Raw genomic sequence first — 19,765 nt, forward strand, 5'->3', positions numbered from 1 at the left:
ATGCCCCGCTAAACCGCCTAATTGTGTTTTTAAAAGTTGAAAACTATCAGCTTAAGCATAATCGCCAGCGGAATCACTTCTGTGGCGCAAAGGTATGAAAATAAATGCAAATTTAGTACGGGCACCTTCTTATTTACGGAAGCAAAAACACGAAGTACCGTGAATATCAGAAGCAAAGATACTGCCAGGTTGGAAACCAGCAGAATGGCCTCCGGGCTGGAGGCATTCAGGGCCAGGTAGAGCAGCAGCACCCCTGGTAGAAACATACCCAGAAATAGTAGTGTCCTGATAAACTCGCGGTATTGTACCTGCACTACCTGTTCCAGCCCGAATATAAAACCCATCACTTTCAGGAAAAGGTACTTTAGCAGGATAACTACAAATACCAGAAATGTATAAAATACAATCTTGGTGGTAATATCTGCCTGCGACACCGGGAACAGCCTGTTGAAAAGCCGGATGTGCTGCACATTGGTATGTATAGCCGCAATAAGCAGGGCCATGGTGAGCGAAAAAGCCAGCACAAACAGCACACTGGACCATGAACGGACAGGTTTCATCAGGAATGCTTCCTTCGCCGAGCTGCTCCGGTCAAAGGCGCCCAGACGGAATATATTGCCGAATTCGGCCGGATAGCTGGTCTTCAGCCAGCCATAAATCAGCCCTATCAAAAGCATAAACAGGATAAAGGCATTCTGATTTATATAATCCCGCGCCCGGATAGTAAATGGCCGCTGATCAGGCCGTACAGTCCTATTCTCTTCCCGCACCTGGTTACGGAACGTATTAACATTAGGCTGGTGCTCGGGATGCCACACAGTCAGCAGGTACTTTCCTGCCACAGGCTTTAAATCGCTGGTGTGCTGTGTTATATCCAGGGTATAGCGTGCGGTGGCATCCGCCTTAAAGATAAGCTGGTTATTAAGGAAGAGGCAAAGGCCTTTCTGCGCTGTAAAGCCAATTACAAAGGGCTGGGCCTGGCTCACCGACAGCCACTGGTGGATGGCCTTGTAACCCGTATGCATCCCGGCCACATAAGGCACCAGCCGCGCCGTTCCGGGCTCATACACCAGCCAGTCAGCGGTGATGGTGTTTTTCTGCTCCAGCGGCAGCACCTGCGCCTTCAGCGGCAACGCAGGACCAAGTATAAGTATAACCCACAGCAATAAAAAGCTGCACCAGTCCGCTCTATACCTTTGCAATACGTTCTGCACCTCTCCTCCTCGATTTATATACTCCCAATACAGTACTCAGCAACACAGAAAACACCAGTAAGGCCAGTAACAGGTTCAGGTTGCCCCAGGCTGCAAATTTTATCACAAACAGAATTACGATAATATTCAGAATTCCGAGGATAAGCACTGTGCTGATTTGATTAAAACCCATCGCCAGCAGGCGGTGGTGTATGTGATTGCGGTCGGGTATAAAAGGGGAGCTTCCCTTCATCATCCGGATGAGGGATACGCGCATTGTATCAAAAAGCGGCACAAACAGGATACCGAGTGCCACGGCGGGTGCGGCGGGCATTGCATGCATCTCAATAAACTCTATGCTCAGCACCGACAGGATAAACCCGCAGAGAAGCGATCCGGTATCGCCCATAAAGATAGTGGCCCTATGAAAGTTATAACGTAAAAATCCCAGCATTCCCCCAATCAGGCAGAAAGCTACAGCAGCATAATTGCCGTATGTCATTCCGCCATACAAGTAAAAGTAGATGCCGAAGGTGGCTGCTATGACCAGCACAATGGTACCGGCCAGTCCATCCAGCCCGTCTATCAGGTTAACAGCATTGGTAATACCAATGATCACCAGGAATGTAAAGCCATAGCTGATACCGATCGGCAGTTCTCCCACGCCAAAGATGCCCTGAAAGCTGGTAATGCGGATATCGGCCATAAACATAACGATGCCTGTAGCCAGCAACTGCACGGCAAATTTTTTCAGAGCCGAAATACTGATAAGATCGTCTTTAAGCCCGATAAAGAAAAGGATAATGCAGCCTGCCAGTAATTGCTGCACACCATTACTAAGATCTGTGAAGATAGTGAGCGCCGACATAAAGCCTGCAAACACAGCCAGTCCGCCCAACCTGGGTGTCAGCGATTCATGTATGGTGCGGTTGTTTGGCTGGTCCAGAATGTTTTTCAGGTGTGCTACGCGCACAATGGATGGAACAGCGAAAATCGCAATCAGGAATGCCCAGCTAAAAGAAAGTATAAGGGATAAGAGGCTCTGTTCCATAAATTTGAAATGCGGAAGCAAAGGAATGCAAAATTCCCGATATTTCTAAAGTATAATTCCGGTAAAAGTATAAACCGGTGCAGCCGCTACCTTCCGCTGCCGGCGCTGGCGCAGCAATATTACGAATGCAATACCCCCTGCATCTGCAGTATACTTATTTCTATAAGGTTGTCGGTGGTGATAGAATCCGGCACAAAAACATACTTTTTGTCAAAAATTTGCCTGTCTACGTAATAGCTTACCCAATATTCGTTGTTGATGTGAAAAAGGGCCGGATCAATGGGCTCTATCTGCACAAAGCTTTTGGCCGCCACCTGCTCAAAAAGGTGCCGCAGCACAGACGTTTTTACCTCGTTACCCTCTACCATACCGTAGCCTTTGGAGGCAACCAGCACGTTATCCAGCGGAAAAGGGTTGTTATTTATCAGGTATACATCCCAGGCTGGTTCCCCGCCTGTGTCGGGGGCGGCTGCTACTGCTATGGAAACGCCTTCTACTGTACCAAAATCAATATCTTTTTTCATGCGAAGCAATGGTGATAGTGGCGCCAAATAAAGCTGCCAGGTGACGTATCAGTTTTTCCTCTACCGCTGCCTGCGGCACCTCGTGGCCAAGTTCTCTGGCCAGCGATGTTACCTGTTTGTCAGAGATACCGCAGGGTATAATGTTATTGAAATAATCTAAATCGGCATTGATGTTGAAGGCAAAGCCATGCATTGTAATCCAGCGGCTGCACTTTACCCCCATCGCACATATTTTGCGCGGGTTGCGCTGCTCCTCGTAATCCAGCCATACGCCTGTAAGCCCCGGAATGCGGCCTGCTGCCACGCCGTATTCTGCCAGGGTAAGTATAACGGCCTCCTCCAGGTAACGCAGGTACTTATGAATATCGGTAAAGAAGTTATCCAGATCCAGGATCGGATAGCCGACAATCTGCCCCGGGCCATGATACGTAATGTCGCCGCCGCGGTTTATCTTATAAAAAGTAGCGCCTTTGGCTTTTAGGCCTTCGGCATTTAGCAGTAGGTGTTCTTCGTGGCCACTCTTGCCCAGGGTATATACGTGCGGGTGCGAGCAAAACAGCAGGTAATTGGGCGTGGGTTGCTGCGCGTCAGGCGCTGCCTGGCGGTTCTGCACTTTCAGGTCTACCAGGCTGGCAAATAATTGCTCCTGATAGTCCCATGCGGCCTGGTAATCGATGAGCCCCAGATGTTCGAACTGTATTTCTTTATTCTGTAACACGTGCAGCGTTTTAAGCCTTCGAGAGCTTGTCTTTCAGGTTGTTAATTGTATTGTTGGTTTCAGAATCCACACCATTCAGTTCGGCCAGGTATACGGATACCCAGTCGAACAGGTGGACAAGGTAGAATGCCTGCTCCAGAAAAGTGGCGCCGGCAGCCTCAATGGTCATCACATCACCTACGCGCTGCTTAAAAACAGGCGTACTAAGCTCCATCCGCAGGTGCACCCGCGGATGATCGTAGGAAGTATAAATCAGGAGCACCGCCAGCTGGCCGAACAGTTGTTCCGGATTGCGCCAGCCCTCCAGTTCGTTGTGGTTCATCTCCGGAAAAACATTAACGTGCGCCAGTTGCCTGGCATTTTGGTTCAGTTGCTGTTGCAGGCGCACAGCTACCGGCTTAAACGTGCGGCTGGCATACAGCACCGGCAACTTACCCTGAAAGGCGCTGGCCAGGGCACTTGCCTGCACTTTTATACCTCCGGTTTGCTCCTGCAGCAACGTTATACTCTGCGCCAGTTCTGTTTTAAAGGTATCGTCCAGCAGCCCGGCGTAGTGTAACAGATACAACATTTCTATTGCAGCATACACCAGCGTTGCCCGCCGCTGCCCCGGCCCACCGGGAATGAGGAGGTGCGGCAGGTTGTTTTCCAGGGCGATGCGCTGCAGCTCGCCACCGGAAGTGATGCAGGCCACGGTGGCTTCCTGCTTTAAAGCAGCACGCACGGCTGCCAAGGTTTCTTCGGTAATGCCGGAAAATGAAGCGGCAATAAAAAGTGTGTCTGAACCAACAAAAGCAGGAATATGGTAACCTTTATGTATGATAACGGGCACCGCAAGCTTGTCGGCCACGTAAGCCTTTACAAGGTCGCCGGCAATACCGGCGCTGCCCATACCGGCAATAACAACGTTGTTGTAGGGAGTACCTGAAAGTGTAACTGCAGCGCGCTCTCCAAGCCGGATGGCCTGTTGCAGGTGCTGTATAAATTCTTCAACAAATTGTTTCATAGCAGAGATGTATTCAGGCGTCAGGCTTTGCCTTGGTCTGATGCAATTTACAAGTTTTACATGGCTTCTCAAACAAACACCCACATCCGTACAGGCCGGCACGGCGAAGGTATGGCTGCCAGGTATCTACAGCAGTCAGGCTACACCATCCTGCACCGGAACTATAGGTATAAACGTGCTGAAGTAGACATCATTGCCCAAAAAGATAGCCTGCTGGTGTTCGTAGAAGTCAAAACCAGGGCTACCGATGTGTACGGCTACCCGGAAGAAGCGGTCAGCCCCAGGAAAGAGGAACTGCTCCTGACCGCCGCCGCGGCTTACATCGAGCAGCAGAACTGGCAGCACGATGTCCGCTTCGATATTATCTCTGTTACGCTAAGCGCCCCACCTGTTATTCACCACATCGAGGACGCCTTTCACTAGCGCTGTGCCTGCGAGCGTTTGTCCAGCTTGTCTTTCTCGTAAATAAGCGTGCCGTGGCGGTCGTACTCTTTCAGCAGGTATGGTTCCGCCGGCGCTTCGTAGGCTGTTTTAGGATACTGGTACTCGTAGTGACGGCGGTTGCGGAAGTCGTAGTGCTTAATCCAGAGGCCAACTTTACGGCCTTTGTCGTATTGCCCCGACCATTCTACCTGCCCGTTTTCATAAAAGCGATAGTAGGTGCCCTGCACTTCGCCATACTCATACGGTATCACTTCTTTTATTTTCTTATCAGCTCCTTCATAGTATGTTATCACAGCATCGCGCAGAAAGCCTTTGTCATAATGCTCTTTACCAACCAGGATCTGCTCGTCGCCCTTGCGGTATTTCTCCCAGCGCAGGTGTTTGGTGCCTACATAAAAATAGCCTTCCTCCACCACTTCGCCGCCTATCTTTTTAGTATAAGGCCCGTGCAGCACAAAGTAGCGGCCATTATCTTCTATGGTATTGCGGGTGCGGTAGAGCTTACGCTTTTTGCTGTCATACATGTATTTGTCGGGAGCGTAGGGGTTGGGGGCCTCAAACTCGGGCAGGTAGCTGAATGTTTCCAGCACTTCATGGTCACCACGCGGGCCCGACTTTACGAAACCGTGCTTTACTTTGTAGCCCATAAAATAGCGCTTGTTCCGCTTCTTTTTATGCTTGCCGGTTTTTTCCTCTTCCTCTTTCGGCAGATCAATAACGGGTTTGGCGGAGTCGGCTGAAGCCAGCGCCTGAGGATCTGCTGCCCCTGCCTTCAGGCGGGCCTGGTTCAGGTTATAGTCGCTGTTCCACTGGGGTTGGCTACAGCCGCCCAAAAACATCAAACTTATACCTGCTACAAAAACGCTGAACCGGAGATACTGCCGCATACTTTAATTTTGAATAACTGAATTTTTAATGCCTGAATAAGTAAATTGTTGGATAGCTAAATTGCTGGTTCAGATTAAAGTATAATGCATCAGCAATTTAACAACGCAGCCTTTAAACAGAACGTAAAGATGCGCAAAAATCATACATGCGCACGCTGCTTCACTTATTTTGCCCCTATAACTATACTTGTCTTTGCTAAGTTTCATACTTTGCTTCAAAAGCAAAAAAGGCAGCACCTGCGGGCGCTGCCTTTCGCTGTAAGTATAAATGTAAGGTATTATTCTTTGGTCATCAGATCGAAGCTGCGCTTTACAAAAGCCGTCAGGGCGGCACCAGACAGCATGTTCTGCGACAGCAGGGCCAAATCGAATGCCTGGCGTGCGATGCGTGTCTTGTCCTCGTCTGCGGCGCTGAGCACGCGCTGGTTCAGCGGATGGTTGGCATTAATAGTTACATTGTAAGTGTCCGGCATGTCGCCCATAAACATCATACCGCCACCGCCGCTCTTGCTCATGTCCTTCATGCGGCGCATAAACTCGGGCAGCGTAATCACCACCGGTGCATCGTCCGGAGAAAGTGGCGCCACCTCAACCAGCATGTGCTGGTTGCTGATGGCCTGCTCATATGCCGTTTTCAGGTCTTCTTTCTCTTTGTCGTTGAGTACGCTCTCTTTTGTCTCGTCTTTCTCAATCAGTTTGTCGGTTGTTTCAGAGTCTACACGCTTAAGGGTTGTTTTCTCCAGTTTCTGCTCCAGCAAACCAATAAAGTGGCTATCTATCAGCGTATCCAGTTTCAGCACATTGTATCCGCGGCTTTGTGCGGCCTCCACAAAAGCATGCTGCTTGTTCTCATCGGTTGTATACAGCAGCACCAGCTGGTCGCTCTTGTTCGTCTGATTTGGTGCTACCAGCGCTTTGTACTCTTCTATAGTATAATACTTGCCGTCGGTGCTCTGCAGCAGCACAAAATCCTTGGCTCTTTCATAGAACTTGTCATCGCTCAGCATGCCATACTTCACAAACACGTTGATGTCGCTCCAACTGCTTTCAAAAGCGGTGCGGTCTTTCTTGAACAGTTCGTTGAGCTTGTCGGCTACTTTTTTGGTGATGTAAGTGTTGATCTTCTTCACGCTGGAGTCAGCCTGCAGGAACGAGCGGCTCACGTTCAGCGGAATATCCGGCGAGTCAATCACGCCATGCAGCAGCATCAGGAACTCGGGTACTACGTCTTTTACTTCATCCGTAATAAACACCTGCCGTGAGTACAGCTGAATTTTATTACGCTGCAGCTCAAACTCGTTTTTGATTTTAGGGAAGTATAAAATACCCGTCAGGTTAAACGGATAGTCTACGTTGAGGTGAATCCAGAACAGCGGCGCCTCCGAGAACGGGTACAACTCTTTATAAAAAGCTTTGTAGTCTTCATCGGTCAGCTCCGAAGGCTGCTTTGTCCAGATAGGATTGGGGTTGTTGATCACTTCTCCCTCAAACTCTACCGGCACCGGCAAAAACTTGCAGTACTTGTCGAGAATGGCACGGATGCGGGCCGGCTCCAAAAACTCCTCCGAATCTTCAGTTACGTTCAAAATAACGTTGGTGCCACGGGTTTCTTTTTCCGCATCGATGATGGCAAATTCAGTGCTGCCGTCGCAGGTCCAGTGCGCTGCCTCAGAGCCTTCCTTGTAAGACTTGGTAATGATCTCCACGCGGTCAGACACCATAAAGGCAGAGTAAAAGCCCAAACCGAACTGGCCGATGATCTGGCTTTTGTCGCCGGAGTCTTTGTAGCGCTCCACAAATTCAGAGGCGCCCGAAAAGGCAATCTGGTTGATATACTTCTTAATTTCCTCGGCTGTCATACCAATGCCGTGATCGGCGATTGTGATGGTGCGGGCCTCTTTGTCCACTGCCACTTTCACGGTCAGGTCGCCCAGTTCGCCCGTAAACTCGCCGATAGCTGCCAGGCGCTTAATTTTCTGGGTGGCGTCTACGGCATTGCTCACCAGCTCCCGCAGGAAGATCTCATGATCAGAGTATAAGAACTTCTTGATGATCGGGAAAATGTTCTCGGTGTGGATGGAGATACTGCCTCTTTCTTCCATAGCTATACTTTATATTTTTAGTAATATGTTTTACACGATTGTATAATCAACAGGTAGTTGTCAAATCCTGTTCCAGAGCAGATTTAGCACGAACTTTGTGACAGGTTGTCAGAAGCAGGGCGGCAAACAGTGGCAGCCGCAGGCAACTTTGTACTTGTAGCCGGCACAAATGCTCCATCATTTCAATGTTCCGACATGATTTACACGGTCCATGCAACATGGTGTAACTTATACTTGCTATCTTTGTAATTAACTGACAAGCACGTGCAGCGCCGCCTCCATTATATTGCCCTCTTCCTGCTATTGCTCTTTATAAGAGTAATGGTGCCGGATGCGCTTTTGCTGGAACTGCACCATCACAGCCACACAACAGATACTGAGCAAGCAGACCACCACCAGGCGCAGGTAGCCGGCAAACACGTCCATTGCCCTGTCGAAGATTTGTTTGGTGCACCCTATCAGGGCAGCCTGATTTCTTTTGAGGCTACGCCACCTGCCGCACACACAGCTGCCTACACGAGCAACTATCAAATCAGCCGGCACAAACACACTGTTGCCTATACTTGCTTGCGTGGCCCGCCGCTGGCCTAATCATATCCCTTGGCTGCCAGGCAGGTTTATACTTAAATGGCAGCACCTTCTAAAAGTTTTTGTAGCCATACGCCAGGCCAACACCTGCGGCTGATGCTATACTTACCGGAGCTGTGCAACTGCTTACAGGCGCCTGTCTCCTCCATCCGACAGAAAATGTTTATACTATATAAAAAGCGGTTATTGCTGTTACCGGCGCTGCTGCTTTTGGCTGCACAGCCACTGCTGGCACAAGCGCCGCCAGACACCAATGCACCAACCGGCGCTGAACAAAACTGCGGCCTGACTATTTCGGGCAAAGTGCTGGACCACGACTCCCGAGCGCCTTTGGTCGGCGCCACTGTTTACATAACGCAGCTCGGCAAAGCCACAGTGGCAGATGAGGCCGGCAATTACCACTTCCACGATCTCTGCCAGGGCACTTATACACTGAAAGTAACTTATGTGGGCTACCAGCAGGAGGACTTTACCTATAAGCTCACCAGCTCTGTTACCCGCAACCTGCAACTACACTCTGACACGCACCTGCTGCAGGCGGTAGAGGTAACGGGAGCGCACCTGAAAGATGAGGCGCAGGCTTCACAAACCTTATCGGGAAGGCAACTGGAAGAAACACGTGGATTGTCGCTGGCAGAATCGCTGGCAGGACTCGCGGGTGTATCGAGCTTGCAGACCGGGCCAACCATTGCCAAACCTGTTATACATGGTTTGCACAGTAACCGCGTGCTGCTACTCAACAACGGTGTGCGCCAGGAAGGGCAGCAGTGGGGGACAGAGCACGCACCTGAGATTGACCCGTTTGTGGCTACCGAGATGAAAGTGATTAAAGGTGCTGCCGGCGTACGTTATGGTGCTGATGCCATTGGCGGGGTAGTAATAATAGAGCCCAAAGCGTTACCGGATTCTGCCGCAGGGATTTCGGGAGAACTGAATTTGCTGGGCACAACCAACAACCGTCAGGGTGCTATATCGGCCACGGCGGAAGGCACAGTGCCAAATTTGCCGCTGTTGAGCTGGCGCCTGCAGGGCACGCTTAAAAAAGCGGGCAACGCCAGAACGCCGGACTATTACATGCAGAACACCGGCTTTAACGAGCGCAACTTTTCGGCGGCATTTGGCTACCATAAGCAAAATTATGGTGCCGAATTGTTTTACAGCCAGTTTAACACCAAGCTGGGTATTCTGTCGGCCTCGCATATCGGCAATATCACCGATATAGAAAACGCAATTGCACGCGGCAAACCTTTTGGTGCCGACACGGTACAGTTTACTTATGATATCAACCGGCCTTACCAGGACATCCGCCACGATTTGCTGAAAGCCAAAGTATACCTGAATACAGGCGATATTGGAAAACTCTCATTCACATACGGCTTCCAGAATGATGTGCGGGACGAGTATGATGTACACAACGTGGAATCCGGCCATCCGGCCATGCACCTGGCCATCAGCACCCAAACCACCGAAACCATCTGGGAGCACAAACCTGTTGGCAATTTTACGGGTTCTGCAGGCATCAACACCATTTACCAGAACAACACCTGGCTCTACAGCGACTTTCTGCCATTCTACACCAGTTTTAACCCCGGCATATTTGCGCTGGAAAAGTGGCGCAAAGACAGGCTGCAGCTCGAAGGCGGTATCCGCTACGACTACAAGCACGTGCAGGTGAAGGATCTGGTAGAAAACACCTATGTTGAAAAGCACAAGTATGATTATCAGCATGTGTCGGGCACGGTTGGGGCGATGTATGATGTGGGGTACCACCTCACGCTGGGCCTGAATGCGGCTTCAGCCTGGCGCGCGCCCGGTGTAAACGAACTGTTCAGCGATGGCGTGCACCACGCCTCCGGCATTTACGAGATCGGCGACGAACACCTGCTTATCGAAAAAGCTTATAATTTCGAGGCCTCCGCCCAATATTTCGGCAGTCCGCGCTTCAGCGGCCAGTTTAGTGTGTACAACAACTATATCAACAATTACATTTACCTCGCGCCCACGCAAACATTCACGCTGTCGCCTAAAGGCGCTTTCCCTACTTTTAAGTATAAGCAGGTAGATGCTATTTTCCGGGGATTTGATTTGAGCCTGCAATACAAGCTGCTTGATGAACTGACGCTGGAATCTAAAACAACGATTGTGCGGGCCCGCAACACCGGCACCGGCGAATGGCTGGTAGGCATTCCGGCCGACAGCTACGACAACAGCCTTCGTTATGAATTCGGCAATGACGATAGCAGCGGGCTTTGGGGCAAATCATACTTTTCGGTAGGCGGGCAATATGTGGCGGCGCAAACGCGGTATCCAACCCAAACCGACCAGGATTATGCTCTGCCACCGGATGCTTATTTTCTGCTGCACGCCGAGGCGGGCACAACCCTGCACTTAGGCAAGCAGCCGCTGGAGGTGGGCATCACGGGCAACAACCTGCTTAATACCGCGTACCGTGATTACCTGAACCGTTTCCGGTACTATACCGACGACTTAGGGCGAATGCTGCTGTTCCGGGTAAAAGTGCCGCTTACTTTCACAAGAAATTAAGTATAGGTACAAGCTTTAAACTATTTTGTCATCCTGAAAGGACCTTGTGGGAAAGCCGCAAATACTTGACCTCCCTTCTACCAGGTTTCTTCCGGAATGACAAAGAGAGAGGATGATTGAAACTAATTTCAACCTCTTACTTATCATTCATAAACTTATCTTTGTCAGATTCACGAACACCTTTTATACACTATTATTATGAAAAAGCTATTCAGACCATACCTTGCCATACTTTTAGCAGGCAGTTTAACTCTTGCTGTATCGGCATGTGGCGGCGGCGATGATCCCAAACCGATTGTAGAAGAGCAGGAAGAAATTACGACGGTGCAAATCAGCCTGGTGCCGGAAGGAAAAGGACAGAACGTTACCGCTACTTTCAGTGATCCGGATGGCGTGGGTGGCGCAGATCCTGTCGTAGATGCCCTGAACCTGGCACCCAACACGGTTTACAAAGGGACCATCACCTTGAAAGATGAAAGCAAAACGCCTGTGGAGGATATGACAGCAGAGGTAAAAACCGAGGGAGATGAGCACGAGCTTTTTTTCAATGTTACAGGCGCTAATCTCACAGTAACCAAAACCGACCTCGACAGCAACAACCGTCCGATAGGCCTGGAAGCTACATTTGAGACAGCCGCCACCAGTTCCGGCACGCTCCGCGTAACGCTGAAGCACCAGCCAAACTTAAAAGGCGCCACCAGCGACATTACCAAAGGCGAAACCGACGTGCAGGTAGACTTCCCGGTAGTGATTCAGTAAAACATCATGAAATTTAAAAGAGGCTGCGTAATCTGATTACGCAGCCTCTTTTGTTTTATACTTGCGCTTCACACGCCGCTTTTATACTTCAGTCATGTGTAGACTTTCTTAGCGGCCAACTCTTTTTTGCAGGTGTTCGGGGTAACGGGCTCCCTGCACCGGAATTGCTGCAAAAGCGCTATCTATCTCATTAACATCCTCTGCGGACAAGCTGACTTCTACTGCTCCGAGGTTTTCCTCCAGACGGTGCAGTTTTGTTGTACCGGGTATGGGCACAATCCACGGTTTTTGGGCCAGCAACCAGGCTAGGGCAACTTGTGCCGGTGTCGCCTCTTTCTGTTTTGCAATCTCTCCCAGCAAATCAACCAGCTTCTGGTTAGCCTTTCTGTTTTCTTCCGTAAAGCGCGGAACAATATTGCGAAAATCGGTACGGTCGAATTTTGTATTCTCGTTGATGGCACCTGTCAGAAAGCCTTTCCCAAGCGGACTGAAAGGAACGAAGCCGATGCCAAGTTCCTCCAGCGTAGGGATGATCTCCTGTTCAGGCTCTCTCCACCACAAAGAATATTCGCTTTGAAGGGCCGCGACTGGCTGGACAGCATGTGCCTGCCGAATAGTTTGTGCGCCAGCTTCGGAAAGGCCAAAGTGCTTTACCTTGCCCTCCCGAATCAGGTCTTTCACGGCTCCAGCCACATCTTCAATCGGCACGTTCGGGTCTACGCGGTGCTGGTAGAACAGGTCAATCACATCCGTTTTCAATCTGCTTAGCGCGGCTTCAGCCACAGCTCTGATATGTTCGGGCCTGCTATCCATACCTGCCTGCCCTCCCTCGGAGTTAAATTTGAAACCGAATTTGGTAGCAATTACGACCTGTTCACGAAAAGGAGCGAGCGCTTCGCCTAACAATTCTTCGTTTGTGTAGGGCCCGTACGCTTCTGCTGTATCAAAGAAGGTAACGCCTTTTTCAACTGCTGCATGAATCAGTTTAATCATTTCCTGCTTGTCATGCGCCGGCCCGTAGCCATAGCTCATTCCCATACAACCAAGTCCGAGGGCAGATACGTCCAGCCCGCTATTTCCTAATTTCCTTGTTTTCATCTTTTTTGGATTTGAATTAAAAGCTACCCGAAGTGGTATGCAGGTTAACTAACTTCCACTTGCCGTTTTTATTAGTGTAAACCTCCGTATAGACAAGTTTGTATACACTGCCCCCATTTACCGTAAAGGAGGCTTTCCCAACCAGCACGGCGGTGTTTCCATACACTTTAACAGAAGCCTCTTTTTGTACTATTTTATTGTAAACAAACCTTCCTGTTCTCAGTTGATTTATCCAATCAGCTTTGGTGGTAATCTGTCCTGTGATATGGACAAATACTAATTCATCGTCGAATAAATCTGCTACCTTATCTACCTGCCCCTCTGTTTTCCAACGGAACTTGTCCTGTGACAATTCCAGAATCTCCGCTGCGGTTGTTGCTTGTGCCAATGTATCTATGTCTGAAAGAATGTTGTTTACAAAAGTAGTATGGCAGCTGGCCGGAGGGTAACAAAAATCAAACGACCTGTTACGTAATTCAAACATTCCTGAATCCAGAAGGACTTAGCTGCACATGTTTTTTGAAGAAATTGTTGAAATGGGTTACTTCCGTAAAGCCCAGGGCATAGGCAATATCAGATACATTCCAGGCGCTGTGCTTCAGCAGGATTTTTGCTTCCTGCAAAAGGCGCTCGGCAATTAGCTGCGAGGTGGTTTTCTGCGTTGTTTCTTTTACCGACCTGTTCAAATGATTTACATGCACGTTTAGCTGCCCTGCAAAATCAGCCGCAGTACGCAGGCTGATTGTCTGGTGGTTGTCATCAATAGGGAACTGACGTTCTAAGAGCTCCAGAAACAAGGCAGATATCCGCTGAGAAGCATTGATGGGCTGCTTATCCAGTTTGGCAGAGGGCTGCATTTTCATGGCAAAATGCAGCAGTTCAAAAACAAGCGTGCGCAAGACGTCATACTTGTGGATGTAATCAGAAGTGATTTCTTCAAACATCCGTTCATACAAACCGCTTACCTTTTGTGTCTGCTCATCCGATAGCTCAAAAACCGGTATGCCGCCGGGTTGGAACACCGCATACTGGCTTAAATTACCATACTGATGAAAGAATAGCTGATCAAAGACGCAGAAGAAGCCGCTTCGGATGCTATCAATTTGCTCCCACTTATAGGGTATCTGCGGGTTTGAAAAGACCAGCGCCTGGTTCTGCACTTCCAGCACTTTATCGGCGTAGTGCACTTTGCTGTTACCGATAACGAGCGTAATCTTATAGTAGTCTCTGCGCCGATAAGGTACTGGCCTCGCGCTCCGTCCCACAAAAGGGTCCAGCTTTAATACATTGAAATGCCCGATTTCCTTACGAATTGAGTCAGGCATCCAGTTGAGCTTGTGTTTATAAAAATCATCTATCTTCTCGATCTTATCCATCCTGTTAAACTTATAACCTTCAAACAGAACGACTTTTCAGGCATCAAAAGCGGCTCCTTACAAATTCTAAAGAATTAATTTTTTAATAGCAAGGCAGCTTACTTCTGCCTTGCTATTAACTACGCAGTTTTATAAACCAACGGGTTGCCTCTGAATGTATTCCTTATTAAAAGAGTAAATTAAGCTTACATTCCAAAGAGCGTTCCGGCTTGCCGGAATACTGGTTTTGATGGTTTTGTTGAAGGTTGATGAAACCGAAAACGGGAAATTTCTCTTCGCCAACACCAGCGTAGGGTTAACATAAAATCCATGCTGCATATCTGCTTTCAGGTAGTAGACCTGGGGTGTAAACCGCATGAAATATTGCTCTGATAGCCTGATGTTTGCAAAACTGCTTCTTAGTGACAAAAAGTGAGTGTTCCTGACTACATCTTTCTCGATGCCACGGGAATACAGGTAATACAGGCCAAGACTTATATCCTTTGTAAGTAAATACGTGGGTGCCAGCTCTCCGGCTAAATAGCGCCGGGCCACTATTACTTCTTTTGATGTTCCGTTTAAAAGAACCTGCTCGGTTCTGAAATTAAGGGCAGGGTGTGCTCCAAGGTTAACCTGGAACTTGTCGGTGGAGAGCAATTTATACCGCCACCAGAAAAGGAAAGACCAGGGCTTGCCTTCCAGCGCAAAGCGGAATTGCGGTTCAAAACTGAGTTTCCTTGTACCAACCGACATATCAAATATAACGGCAGGTTTGCCCAGTGTAAAACTGGGTATGGTAGAGATTCCTTTGTTGGTAACACTGACTGCACCTGCAAAATGATTGATAAACCTGGTACTATCCGCCTCTTGCGAGAAAGCCAGTTGCGCAGGAAATAAAAGGACAAACAATAGCAATGTGCTTTGGGCAGGAATATAAGATGCCAGAGAAGAGGATACCATTGGAAACAGGGCGCGAACATACTTGGTTAAGAAAGATAGCTTTCTATCCCATTCCTTGCCTGCTTCAGTTATAAACCAGACATTATTTTGCATAAGCTTGCTTGGTAAAGATTTACAAGCGCAAAAGAACCTGATTTGTTAAACTTCTTATACCTGGTTTCAAACCAATACTTACGAATTTCAAACAATTAGCAATCTCAAAGCTGGGCATGACGCAGAACTGCCACTAACAGAGGATTTTTATCAGGATGGCTAAGGAATAAATACCTGACACAAGACACCTTATTTGTTCTTAAAGTCCTTCAAGCTGGTGCAATCATCTGGCCTATCGGGGATTATACCTTAGCGCTTGACAGGCCTGCAATGGCTCCGAATTAATGTACCCAGAGTGGAGTGCCCGCATCGTGCTTTTTAAGTCAGGCGGGCTTTTAGGGCTTTCACTGTTTCTGCTATGCGTTTAGCTCGTGTTTCGGGTCGTTTGGCTTCCAACACCGCCACCACGTACTCCTTGCGGTGTGTAAAGGCCAGTTGCTGGAAGAGAGCAGTTACGCCGGCCGCATCCAGGGCCTGCTGCATATCTGCAGGTGGCACCACGGTTTTAGCGGTGCGATCGATGCCGGGCATATCTGTACCAAATTTTGATGGCTCCTTTCGTTCTGAGGCATGTTTAAAGCGCAGCGCCGACCAGGTATCATCTACAGCTACTTGCCTGATAGGTGCATACCCCAGATCTGCCAGCACTTTCCAGCCTTTATCGCGCGTCAGGTCAGATTTTATGCCGGATGTTTTCTTAGGATAAGCGATCCACAGCATTCCCTCCGGTTTTAGTGCAGCAACAGACTGAGGCGCAAATTGCTCCAGTTCCTGCTTGCTGTGCACCAACAGCAGCACTGCCTGGTAACTGCCGGCTAATGCTGCATTGCTTGAAGTATAGCCTTCGGCAGCCAGTATATCGGCAACTTCTGCCGGTGCGTTTAACAGCAGCAGGTTGCTGCCGGGCTTTAACTGTAGTTTCTTTCCTAAATTCTGCATGGTTTGTTGATAAGTAAAAGAGGCTTCTAAGCTAATATAAAATTTCAACTCCCTTATCCGGACAGGTGGCAGAGAACTGTGCTATTTTCACTTAAACGGTTGCGGCGCTGCTTATCCGCGAACAGCAATATCTCAGAATAAAACCTTTCTGTCCTGCTCCATGGCCTATTTACCAGCAGCCTCAGGAAAACCATTTATATAATTGATTATCAAATACAAGCAAATAAAATATTCCTGTTAAACCACAACTTAATAAAATCCGGCAAGTATAAAATAACAGACATAAACTATACTTTGCTTATGACAAAAACCTCTACTTCCGATTTATCCGATTTAACCTTACTGGCATCTCTGTTCCTGATGGTGCTGCTGTATGCCTCCTGCACTGCACGCGTAGATCGCAATGCACAGGAAACGGCACCAGAGCAGGAAATGCCCGTAGCTGCCGTACAGAAAACACCTGTAACGCTGGCCGCCATAGAGGCGCCGGCCGATGAGGCTTATTTCGACCTGATTGCTAAAACTGCCGACTGCCTGGGCGAAAATGTCTGGATTGGCGGCAAAGTAGAAAGCGCTGACAAACTGGCGCTGAGCAAAACAGGAGCACTCCGCAAAGCAAAAGTATACCGGGTAACAGAACTGACTGCCACTGGCCTTAACACCAACCACAGCTATACTTTCCGGGATCAGGATAATGCCCTGCTGGCCATTGGCGACAACGATGGTCATGTAAAGCTGCAGTTGCGCGACGGCGCCCTGCAGTTATCCACCATGCCCGGAGACGCGCCGATTGTGGTAGCTTTTCAGCAAACGGCCTCGGTTGGCGCCGGCTCCGACTGGAGCTGCCAGTAACCTAATTTTCTCTCTTCAGGCAACAAGAGCCGGCAGAAATGCTGGTTCTTGTTGTTTTATACCTGCTGTACTTATACTTTACCTCTCAGGCGCCGAACCAGCAGCAAATTATTATGCAGGAGGCCGGACGAAATAAAGCAGCATTACGCACATGTTGTCGGCCTGCAAGGAGGGTAGATAAAGGACATAAGTATCAAGCGTTCGGCACAGCACTTTTCTTTTGTTTATACTTGATTTACATACATGCCAACAGGTATGATTTCAGGCGGCACGTATACTTCAGCGGAACGACGTTTAAGGCTGCCGGCAATTTTATTTTGTAACCTGCGGCTACAAACCGGCTAATTTCGTATTTTCGGCTATGATTTTATACAACGAAACTATAAACATCGACAACACCGTAGCGGAAGAATGGCTGCAATGGGTAAAAGCCGTACACATACCCGACGTGATGAGAACCGGCTATTTTCTGCGCAACCAGATTTGCCGCCTGATGGATGAGGTGGACAATGGCGGCACCACGTATGCTGTGCAGTATACGTGCCGCAGCTTAGAGGACCTGGAAGAATACCAGCGCGACCATGCGCCGCAAATACAGGAAAGGCACATGAAACGCTACGAAGGCAAGTATGTTATCTTCAGCTCTTTACTGGAGGTAGTGGGCATAGACGTGGAGCGCAAGAATGAATACTAATATAGTAGCAACATGTATAACATAGAAGAGCACGTCCATAGATATGCAATTTGGGCTGCGGCTCGCGCAGTTCAACGTAATTTTACAACTACCAAAATCATCAAGAAAGCTATTGAAGACATTAATTTGAAGGACAGACTTAAAACATTAATTCTAGTCGTTAGCTCACCTAATGATTTCGACATTTTTCATAAAGAAGTTTCTAGAGAACTTATAACAAGCTTAGAACAAGCCCTTAAGAAAGATGGGAAAGAGGTAGAGGTATATTATGGAAGAGTAGCAAAGATTATCTCTATATACATTAAAACTACATACGTAATAAGAGACTCTGAGAGCTACCTTAGCAAGATTGCTCATCCACCAATAGACAGTATTCTTCTTAAGAACTTAGGCAATGTGAGCAGAAGAGCATGGACAACCTTGACCGAGGACATTTATTTTGAATTAATTGAAGAACTCAGAATGGTCGCAAATAACAGGCCTTTCTGGGAGCTAGAGGAGTATTGGCAACCAACAATATAGGTGTTTACATATAAAAGACCACTATAATAGTCATAAGAACGAGCTCTTATATACAAAAAATTACCTATGCGCTGTATTGCTGTATCTGCTCTTCCGTCATGCGGCAGTTGTACCAGTCTGTCTCCAGCGTGGCGCCAATCTTTTTATAGAAGGCAATAGCCGGCTCGTTCCATTCCAGCACCTGCCAGGCAAAGCGCTTGGCCCCGGTTTCTTTCGCTTCGCGGGCTACGGCATTAAACAGCATTTTTCCGATTCCGGCGCGGCGCAGCCGCTCGGTTACAACCAAATCTTCCAGGTACAGGGTTCTGCCTTTCCAGGTAGAATAGGCGGTAAAGTATAAGGCAATGCCCACAATTTCCTCTTCCGATTCGGCTACAAAAAACTTGTAGATAGGATTTTCGCCAAAGCCATCGAGCTCCATATCTGCCAGCGTATTGGTTACTTCCTGCGGCGCCCGCTCATACTCGGCCAGTTCCACGATCAGCGCATGCACCTGCGGCAAATCGTCCAGCCGCCCTTTCCTTATTTCTACCATGTTAATTGCTAAATAATTTAACTGTTAATGGCTTGATTAGTAAATAATTAAACTACTGAATGACTGGCACAAAAGTATAACCAGATAAGTTTGTTTCGTCTATACTTTTCCCTCACACGATTCTAACTCTCTACCATTCTCCACACCGTTCTGGCCTGCACCAGTTCTTTGCCTGTTTCTTTGCTGCTGAGTTTGTGCAGGTATGTACCCGGCGCTTCACCGGCTCCGGCTGCAGACATAATCGTATCGCCCAGTATACTTTCGGCCCTGAAGATAATGTCTGTTTCGCTTAGCTGTTGTTCCAGCACCTTTACGGGCAGCGTATCCAGGGCCCATTGCAGGTAGCGGGTGTTGGTTACATGGCGGTTCAGGTCGATGTCGTGCCAGCGTACCGGCATCTGCTGCTCATACACAGCCTCCTGCAGCTGCGGCAGCTTGCCTTTGGCAAAGGGCAGGGGCTCACTGTCCGGCACAATCTCGTGGGCCATAATAAAATCGGGCACCGGCACCAGCTGCCGCTTTACGATGTCCATCACCAGCCATACGCTTGTTGCCTGCCCCAGCAGCTCGCGCTCCGCACTGTAAATCCGGAAATCGCGGTGCAGAAACACTTTCTCGCGGCCCGATGCCCAGGTTTTTACGGTTATACTTTCGGTATGCTTCGGGTAGCGGAACATTTCGATGCGCATGCGTTGCAGCACCCAGGTCAGGCCCTGCGCCAGCAACTCATACATCGAAATACCCAAGGTTACTGTGTTCTCCCAGGCAGCTTCCTGCATATAACTTACCAGTGCCGGCATGGTCGCCAGCCCTTGGTAGTCAATTTCGCTGGAGCGAACCGTAAACCGGCTTTCGCCTCCTGTTGCCTCCGCCATAGCTTAGTGCTTAGTGAGTTGCTAAG

Annotated in this window: 21 protein-coding genes; 7 read left to right on the forward strand and 14 right to left on the reverse strand. The window is 48.8% G+C overall.

The genetic code is table 11. The annotated features are described in order from the left end of the window. Positions 1–29: 29 nt before the first annotated feature. From I2I11_RS06440 to I2I11_RS06460, 5 genes are all read right to left on the reverse strand, one after another. Positions 30–1,214 (reverse strand): DUF4271 domain-containing protein, encoded by a 1,185-nt coding sequence (locus I2I11_RS06440; RefSeq protein WP_370582933.1) that lies wholly within the window; start codon positions 1,212–1,214, stop codon positions 30–32. Beyond that, positions 1,189–2,244 carry an MraY family glycosyltransferase gene (locus I2I11_RS06445; RefSeq protein WP_230679942.1) on the reverse strand — a complete coding sequence of 352 codons (1,056 nt, stop codon included), beginning with the start codon at positions 2,242–2,244 and terminating at the stop codon, positions 1,189–1,191. Before I2I11_RS06445 ends, I2I11_RS06440 begins: the two co-directional genes overlap by 26 nt. A gap of 119 nt (positions 2,245–2,363) precedes the next feature. Then, a complete protein-coding gene (locus tag I2I11_RS06450; RefSeq protein ID WP_196266867.1) occupies positions 2,364–2,768 on the reverse strand; it encodes a hypothetical protein in 405 nt (134 codons plus the stop codon). Next, positions 2,752–3,492, reverse strand: coding sequence for a lipoyl(octanoyl) transferase LipB (lipB, locus tag I2I11_RS06455; protein ID WP_196267162.1), 741 nt, complete (start codon positions 3,490–3,492; stop codon positions 2,752–2,754). The genes I2I11_RS06450 and lipB overlap by 17 nt, the downstream gene beginning before the upstream one ends. Before the next feature lie 4 nt (positions 3,493–3,496). Continuing rightward, positions 3,497–4,492 carry a bifunctional phosphoglucose/phosphomannose isomerase gene (locus I2I11_RS06460; RefSeq protein ID WP_196266868.1) on the reverse strand — a complete coding sequence of 332 codons (996 nt, stop codon included), beginning with the start codon at positions 4,490–4,492 and terminating at the stop codon, positions 3,497–3,499. A 60-nt stretch (positions 4,493–4,552) separates the two neighbouring features. Here I2I11_RS06460 and I2I11_RS06465 point away from each other — a divergent pair, with 60 nt between their 5' ends. Beyond that, complete coding sequence (locus I2I11_RS06465; RefSeq protein WP_196266869.1) at positions 4,553–4,915, forward strand: YraN family protein; 363 nt, start codon at positions 4,553–4,555, stop codon at positions 4,913–4,915. Here I2I11_RS06465 and I2I11_RS06470 read toward each other — a convergent pair. Beyond that, positions 4,912–5,823 (reverse strand): toxin-antitoxin system YwqK family antitoxin, encoded by a 912-nt coding sequence (locus I2I11_RS06470; RefSeq protein ID WP_196266870.1) that lies wholly within the window; start codon positions 5,821–5,823, stop codon positions 4,912–4,914. The two genes, I2I11_RS06465 and I2I11_RS06470, sit on opposite strands and share 4 nt — an antisense overlap. A 278-nt stretch (positions 5,824–6,101) precedes the next feature. Next, positions 6,102–7,925 carry a molecular chaperone HtpG gene (htpG, locus tag I2I11_RS06475; RefSeq protein ID WP_196266871.1) on the reverse strand — a complete coding sequence of 608 codons (1,824 nt, stop codon included), beginning with the start codon at positions 7,923–7,925 and terminating at the stop codon, positions 6,102–6,104. Between the two features lie 264 nt (positions 7,926–8,189). On the opposite strand from htpG, the gene I2I11_RS06480 reads away from it, so the two are divergent. The 3 genes from I2I11_RS06480 to I2I11_RS06490 all read left to right on the forward strand — a co-directional run bounded on the left by I2I11_RS06480 (position 8,190) and on the right by I2I11_RS06490 (position 11,816). Next, complete coding sequence (locus tag I2I11_RS06480; protein ID WP_196266872.1) at positions 8,190–8,516, forward strand: hypothetical protein; 327 nt, start codon at positions 8,190–8,192, stop codon at positions 8,514–8,516. A gap of 156 nt (positions 8,517–8,672) precedes the next feature. Beyond that, positions 8,673–11,057 (forward strand): TonB-dependent receptor, encoded by a 2,385-nt coding sequence (locus I2I11_RS06485; RefSeq protein ID WP_196266873.1) that lies wholly within the window; start codon positions 8,673–8,675, stop codon positions 11,055–11,057. A gap of 198 nt (positions 11,058–11,255) precedes the next feature. Then, positions 11,256–11,816 carry a hypothetical protein gene (locus tag I2I11_RS06490; RefSeq protein WP_196266874.1) on the forward strand — a complete coding sequence of 187 codons (561 nt, stop codon included), beginning with the start codon at positions 11,256–11,258 and terminating at the stop codon, positions 11,814–11,816. Between the two features lie 108 nt (positions 11,817–11,924). Here the strand turns inward: I2I11_RS06490 and I2I11_RS06495 are convergent, their stop codons facing one another. The 5 genes from I2I11_RS06495 to I2I11_RS06515 form a co-directional block, all read right to left on the reverse strand. Beyond that, positions 11,925–12,914, reverse strand: a complete 990-nt coding sequence (locus I2I11_RS06495; protein ID WP_196266875.1) for an aldo/keto reductase — start codon at positions 12,912–12,914, stop codon at positions 11,925–11,927. A gap of 16 nt (positions 12,915–12,930) precedes the next feature. Next, positions 12,931–13,398 (reverse strand): nuclear transport factor 2 family protein, encoded by a 468-nt coding sequence (locus I2I11_RS06500; protein ID WP_196266876.1) that lies wholly within the window; start codon positions 13,396–13,398, stop codon positions 12,931–12,933. Further along, positions 13,391–14,290: a helix-turn-helix domain-containing protein gene (locus I2I11_RS06505; protein WP_196266877.1), complete on the reverse strand. Its 900-nt coding sequence runs from the start codon at positions 14,288–14,290 to the stop codon at positions 13,391–13,393. Before I2I11_RS06505 ends, I2I11_RS06500 begins: the two co-directional genes overlap by 8 nt. A 129-nt stretch (positions 14,291–14,419) precedes the next feature. Next, positions 14,420–15,322, reverse strand: a complete 903-nt coding sequence (locus I2I11_RS06510) for a hypothetical protein (RefSeq protein WP_196266878.1) — start codon at positions 15,320–15,322, stop codon at positions 14,420–14,422. A gap of 318 nt (positions 15,323–15,640) precedes the next feature. Beyond that, on the reverse strand, positions 15,641–16,261 hold the full coding sequence (locus I2I11_RS06515) for a YdeI/OmpD-associated family protein (RefSeq protein WP_196266879.1): 621 nt from the start codon (positions 16,259–16,261) through the stop codon (positions 15,641–15,643). Between the two features lie 300 nt (positions 16,262–16,561). Between I2I11_RS06515 and I2I11_RS06520 the strand changes: the two genes are divergently transcribed. The 3 genes from I2I11_RS06520 to I2I11_RS06530 all read left to right on the forward strand — a co-directional run bounded on the left by I2I11_RS06520 (position 16,562) and on the right by I2I11_RS06530 (position 18,329). Beyond that, on the forward strand, positions 16,562–17,113 hold the full coding sequence (locus tag I2I11_RS06520) for a hypothetical protein (protein ID WP_196266880.1): 552 nt from the start codon (positions 16,562–16,564) through the stop codon (positions 17,111–17,113). Positions 17,114–17,474: 361 nt separating this feature from the next. Next, complete coding sequence (locus I2I11_RS06525) at positions 17,475–17,807, forward strand: DUF4286 family protein (RefSeq protein WP_196266881.1); 333 nt, start codon at positions 17,475–17,477, stop codon at positions 17,805–17,807. A 12-nt stretch (positions 17,808–17,819) separates the two neighbouring features. Further along, positions 17,820–18,329 (forward strand): hypothetical protein, encoded by a 510-nt coding sequence (locus I2I11_RS06530; RefSeq protein ID WP_196266882.1) that lies wholly within the window; start codon positions 17,820–17,822, stop codon positions 18,327–18,329. Between the two features lie 64 nt (positions 18,330–18,393). On the opposite strand, the gene I2I11_RS06535 is transcribed toward I2I11_RS06530, so the two are convergent. Next, positions 18,394–18,864, reverse strand: a complete 471-nt coding sequence (locus I2I11_RS06535) for a GNAT family N-acetyltransferase (protein ID WP_196266883.1) — start codon at positions 18,862–18,864, stop codon at positions 18,394–18,396. A 122-nt stretch (positions 18,865–18,986) separates the two neighbouring features. Then, positions 18,987–19,739: an acyl-[acyl-carrier-protein] thioesterase gene (locus I2I11_RS06540; protein WP_196266884.1), complete on the reverse strand. Its 753-nt coding sequence runs from the start codon at positions 19,737–19,739 to the stop codon at positions 18,987–18,989. Positions 19,740–19,765: the final 26 nt, after the last annotated feature.

The sequence above is a fragment of the Pontibacter rufus genome, assembly GCF_015694705.1.
Classification (GTDB): Bacteria; Bacteroidota; Bacteroidia; order Cytophagales; family Hymenobacteraceae; genus Pontibacter; species Pontibacter rufus.

Excerpts from the sequence above, each read along its gene's own strand:
- I2I11_RS06445 (WP_230679942.1), bottom strand. The coding sequence starts at position 2,244 with ATGGAACAGAGCCTCTTATCCCTTATACTTTCTTTTAGCTGGGCATTC.
- I2I11_RS06450 (WP_196266867.1), bottom strand. The coding sequence starts at position 2,768 with ATGAAAAAAGATATTGATTTTGGTACAGTAGAAGGCGTTTCCATAGCA.
- I2I11_RS06460 (WP_196266868.1), bottom strand. The coding sequence starts at position 4,492 with ATGAAACAATTTGTTGAAGAATTTATACAGCACCTGCAACAGGCCATC.
- I2I11_RS06465 (WP_196266869.1), top strand. The coding sequence starts at position 4,553 with ATGGCTTCTCAAACAAACACCCACATCCGTACAGGCCGGCACGGCGAA.
- I2I11_RS06470 (WP_196266870.1), bottom strand. The coding sequence starts at position 5,823 with ATGCGGCAGTATCTCCGGTTCAGCGTTTTTGTAGCAGGTATAAGTTTG.
- htpG (WP_196266871.1), bottom strand. The coding sequence starts at position 7,925 with ATGGAAGAAAGAGGCAGTATCTCCATCCACACCGAGAACATTTTCCCG.
- I2I11_RS06485 (WP_196266873.1), top strand. The coding sequence starts at position 8,673 with ATGTTTATACTATATAAAAAGCGGTTATTGCTGTTACCGGCGCTGCTG.
- I2I11_RS06490 (WP_196266874.1), top strand. The coding sequence starts at position 11,256 with ATGAAAAAGCTATTCAGACCATACCTTGCCATACTTTTAGCAGGCAGT.
- I2I11_RS06495 (WP_196266875.1), bottom strand. The coding sequence starts at position 12,914 with ATGAAAACAAGGAAATTAGGAAATAGCGGGCTGGACGTATCTGCCCTC.
- I2I11_RS06500 (WP_196266876.1), bottom strand. The coding sequence starts at position 13,398 with ATGTTTGAATTACGTAACAGGTCGTTTGATTTTTGTTACCCTCCGGCC.
- I2I11_RS06505 (WP_196266877.1), bottom strand. The coding sequence starts at position 14,290 with ATGGATAAGATCGAGAAGATAGATGATTTTTATAAACACAAGCTCAAC.
- I2I11_RS06510 (WP_196266878.1), bottom strand. The coding sequence starts at position 15,322 with ATGCAAAATAATGTCTGGTTTATAACTGAAGCAGGCAAGGAATGGGAT.
- I2I11_RS06515 (WP_196266879.1), bottom strand. The coding sequence starts at position 16,261 with ATGCAGAATTTAGGAAAGAAACTACAGTTAAAGCCCGGCAGCAACCTG.
- I2I11_RS06520 (WP_196266880.1), top strand. The coding sequence starts at position 16,562 with ATGACAAAAACCTCTACTTCCGATTTATCCGATTTAACCTTACTGGCA.
- I2I11_RS06525 (WP_196266881.1), top strand. The coding sequence starts at position 17,475 with ATGATTTTATACAACGAAACTATAAACATCGACAACACCGTAGCGGAA.
- I2I11_RS06530 (WP_196266882.1), top strand. The coding sequence starts at position 17,820 with ATGTATAACATAGAAGAGCACGTCCATAGATATGCAATTTGGGCTGCG.
- I2I11_RS06535 (WP_196266883.1), bottom strand. The coding sequence starts at position 18,864 with ATGGTAGAAATAAGGAAAGGGCGGCTGGACGATTTGCCGCAGGTGCAT.
- I2I11_RS06540 (WP_196266884.1), bottom strand. The coding sequence starts at position 19,739 with ATGGCGGAGGCAACAGGAGGCGAAAGCCGGTTTACGGTTCGCTCCAGC.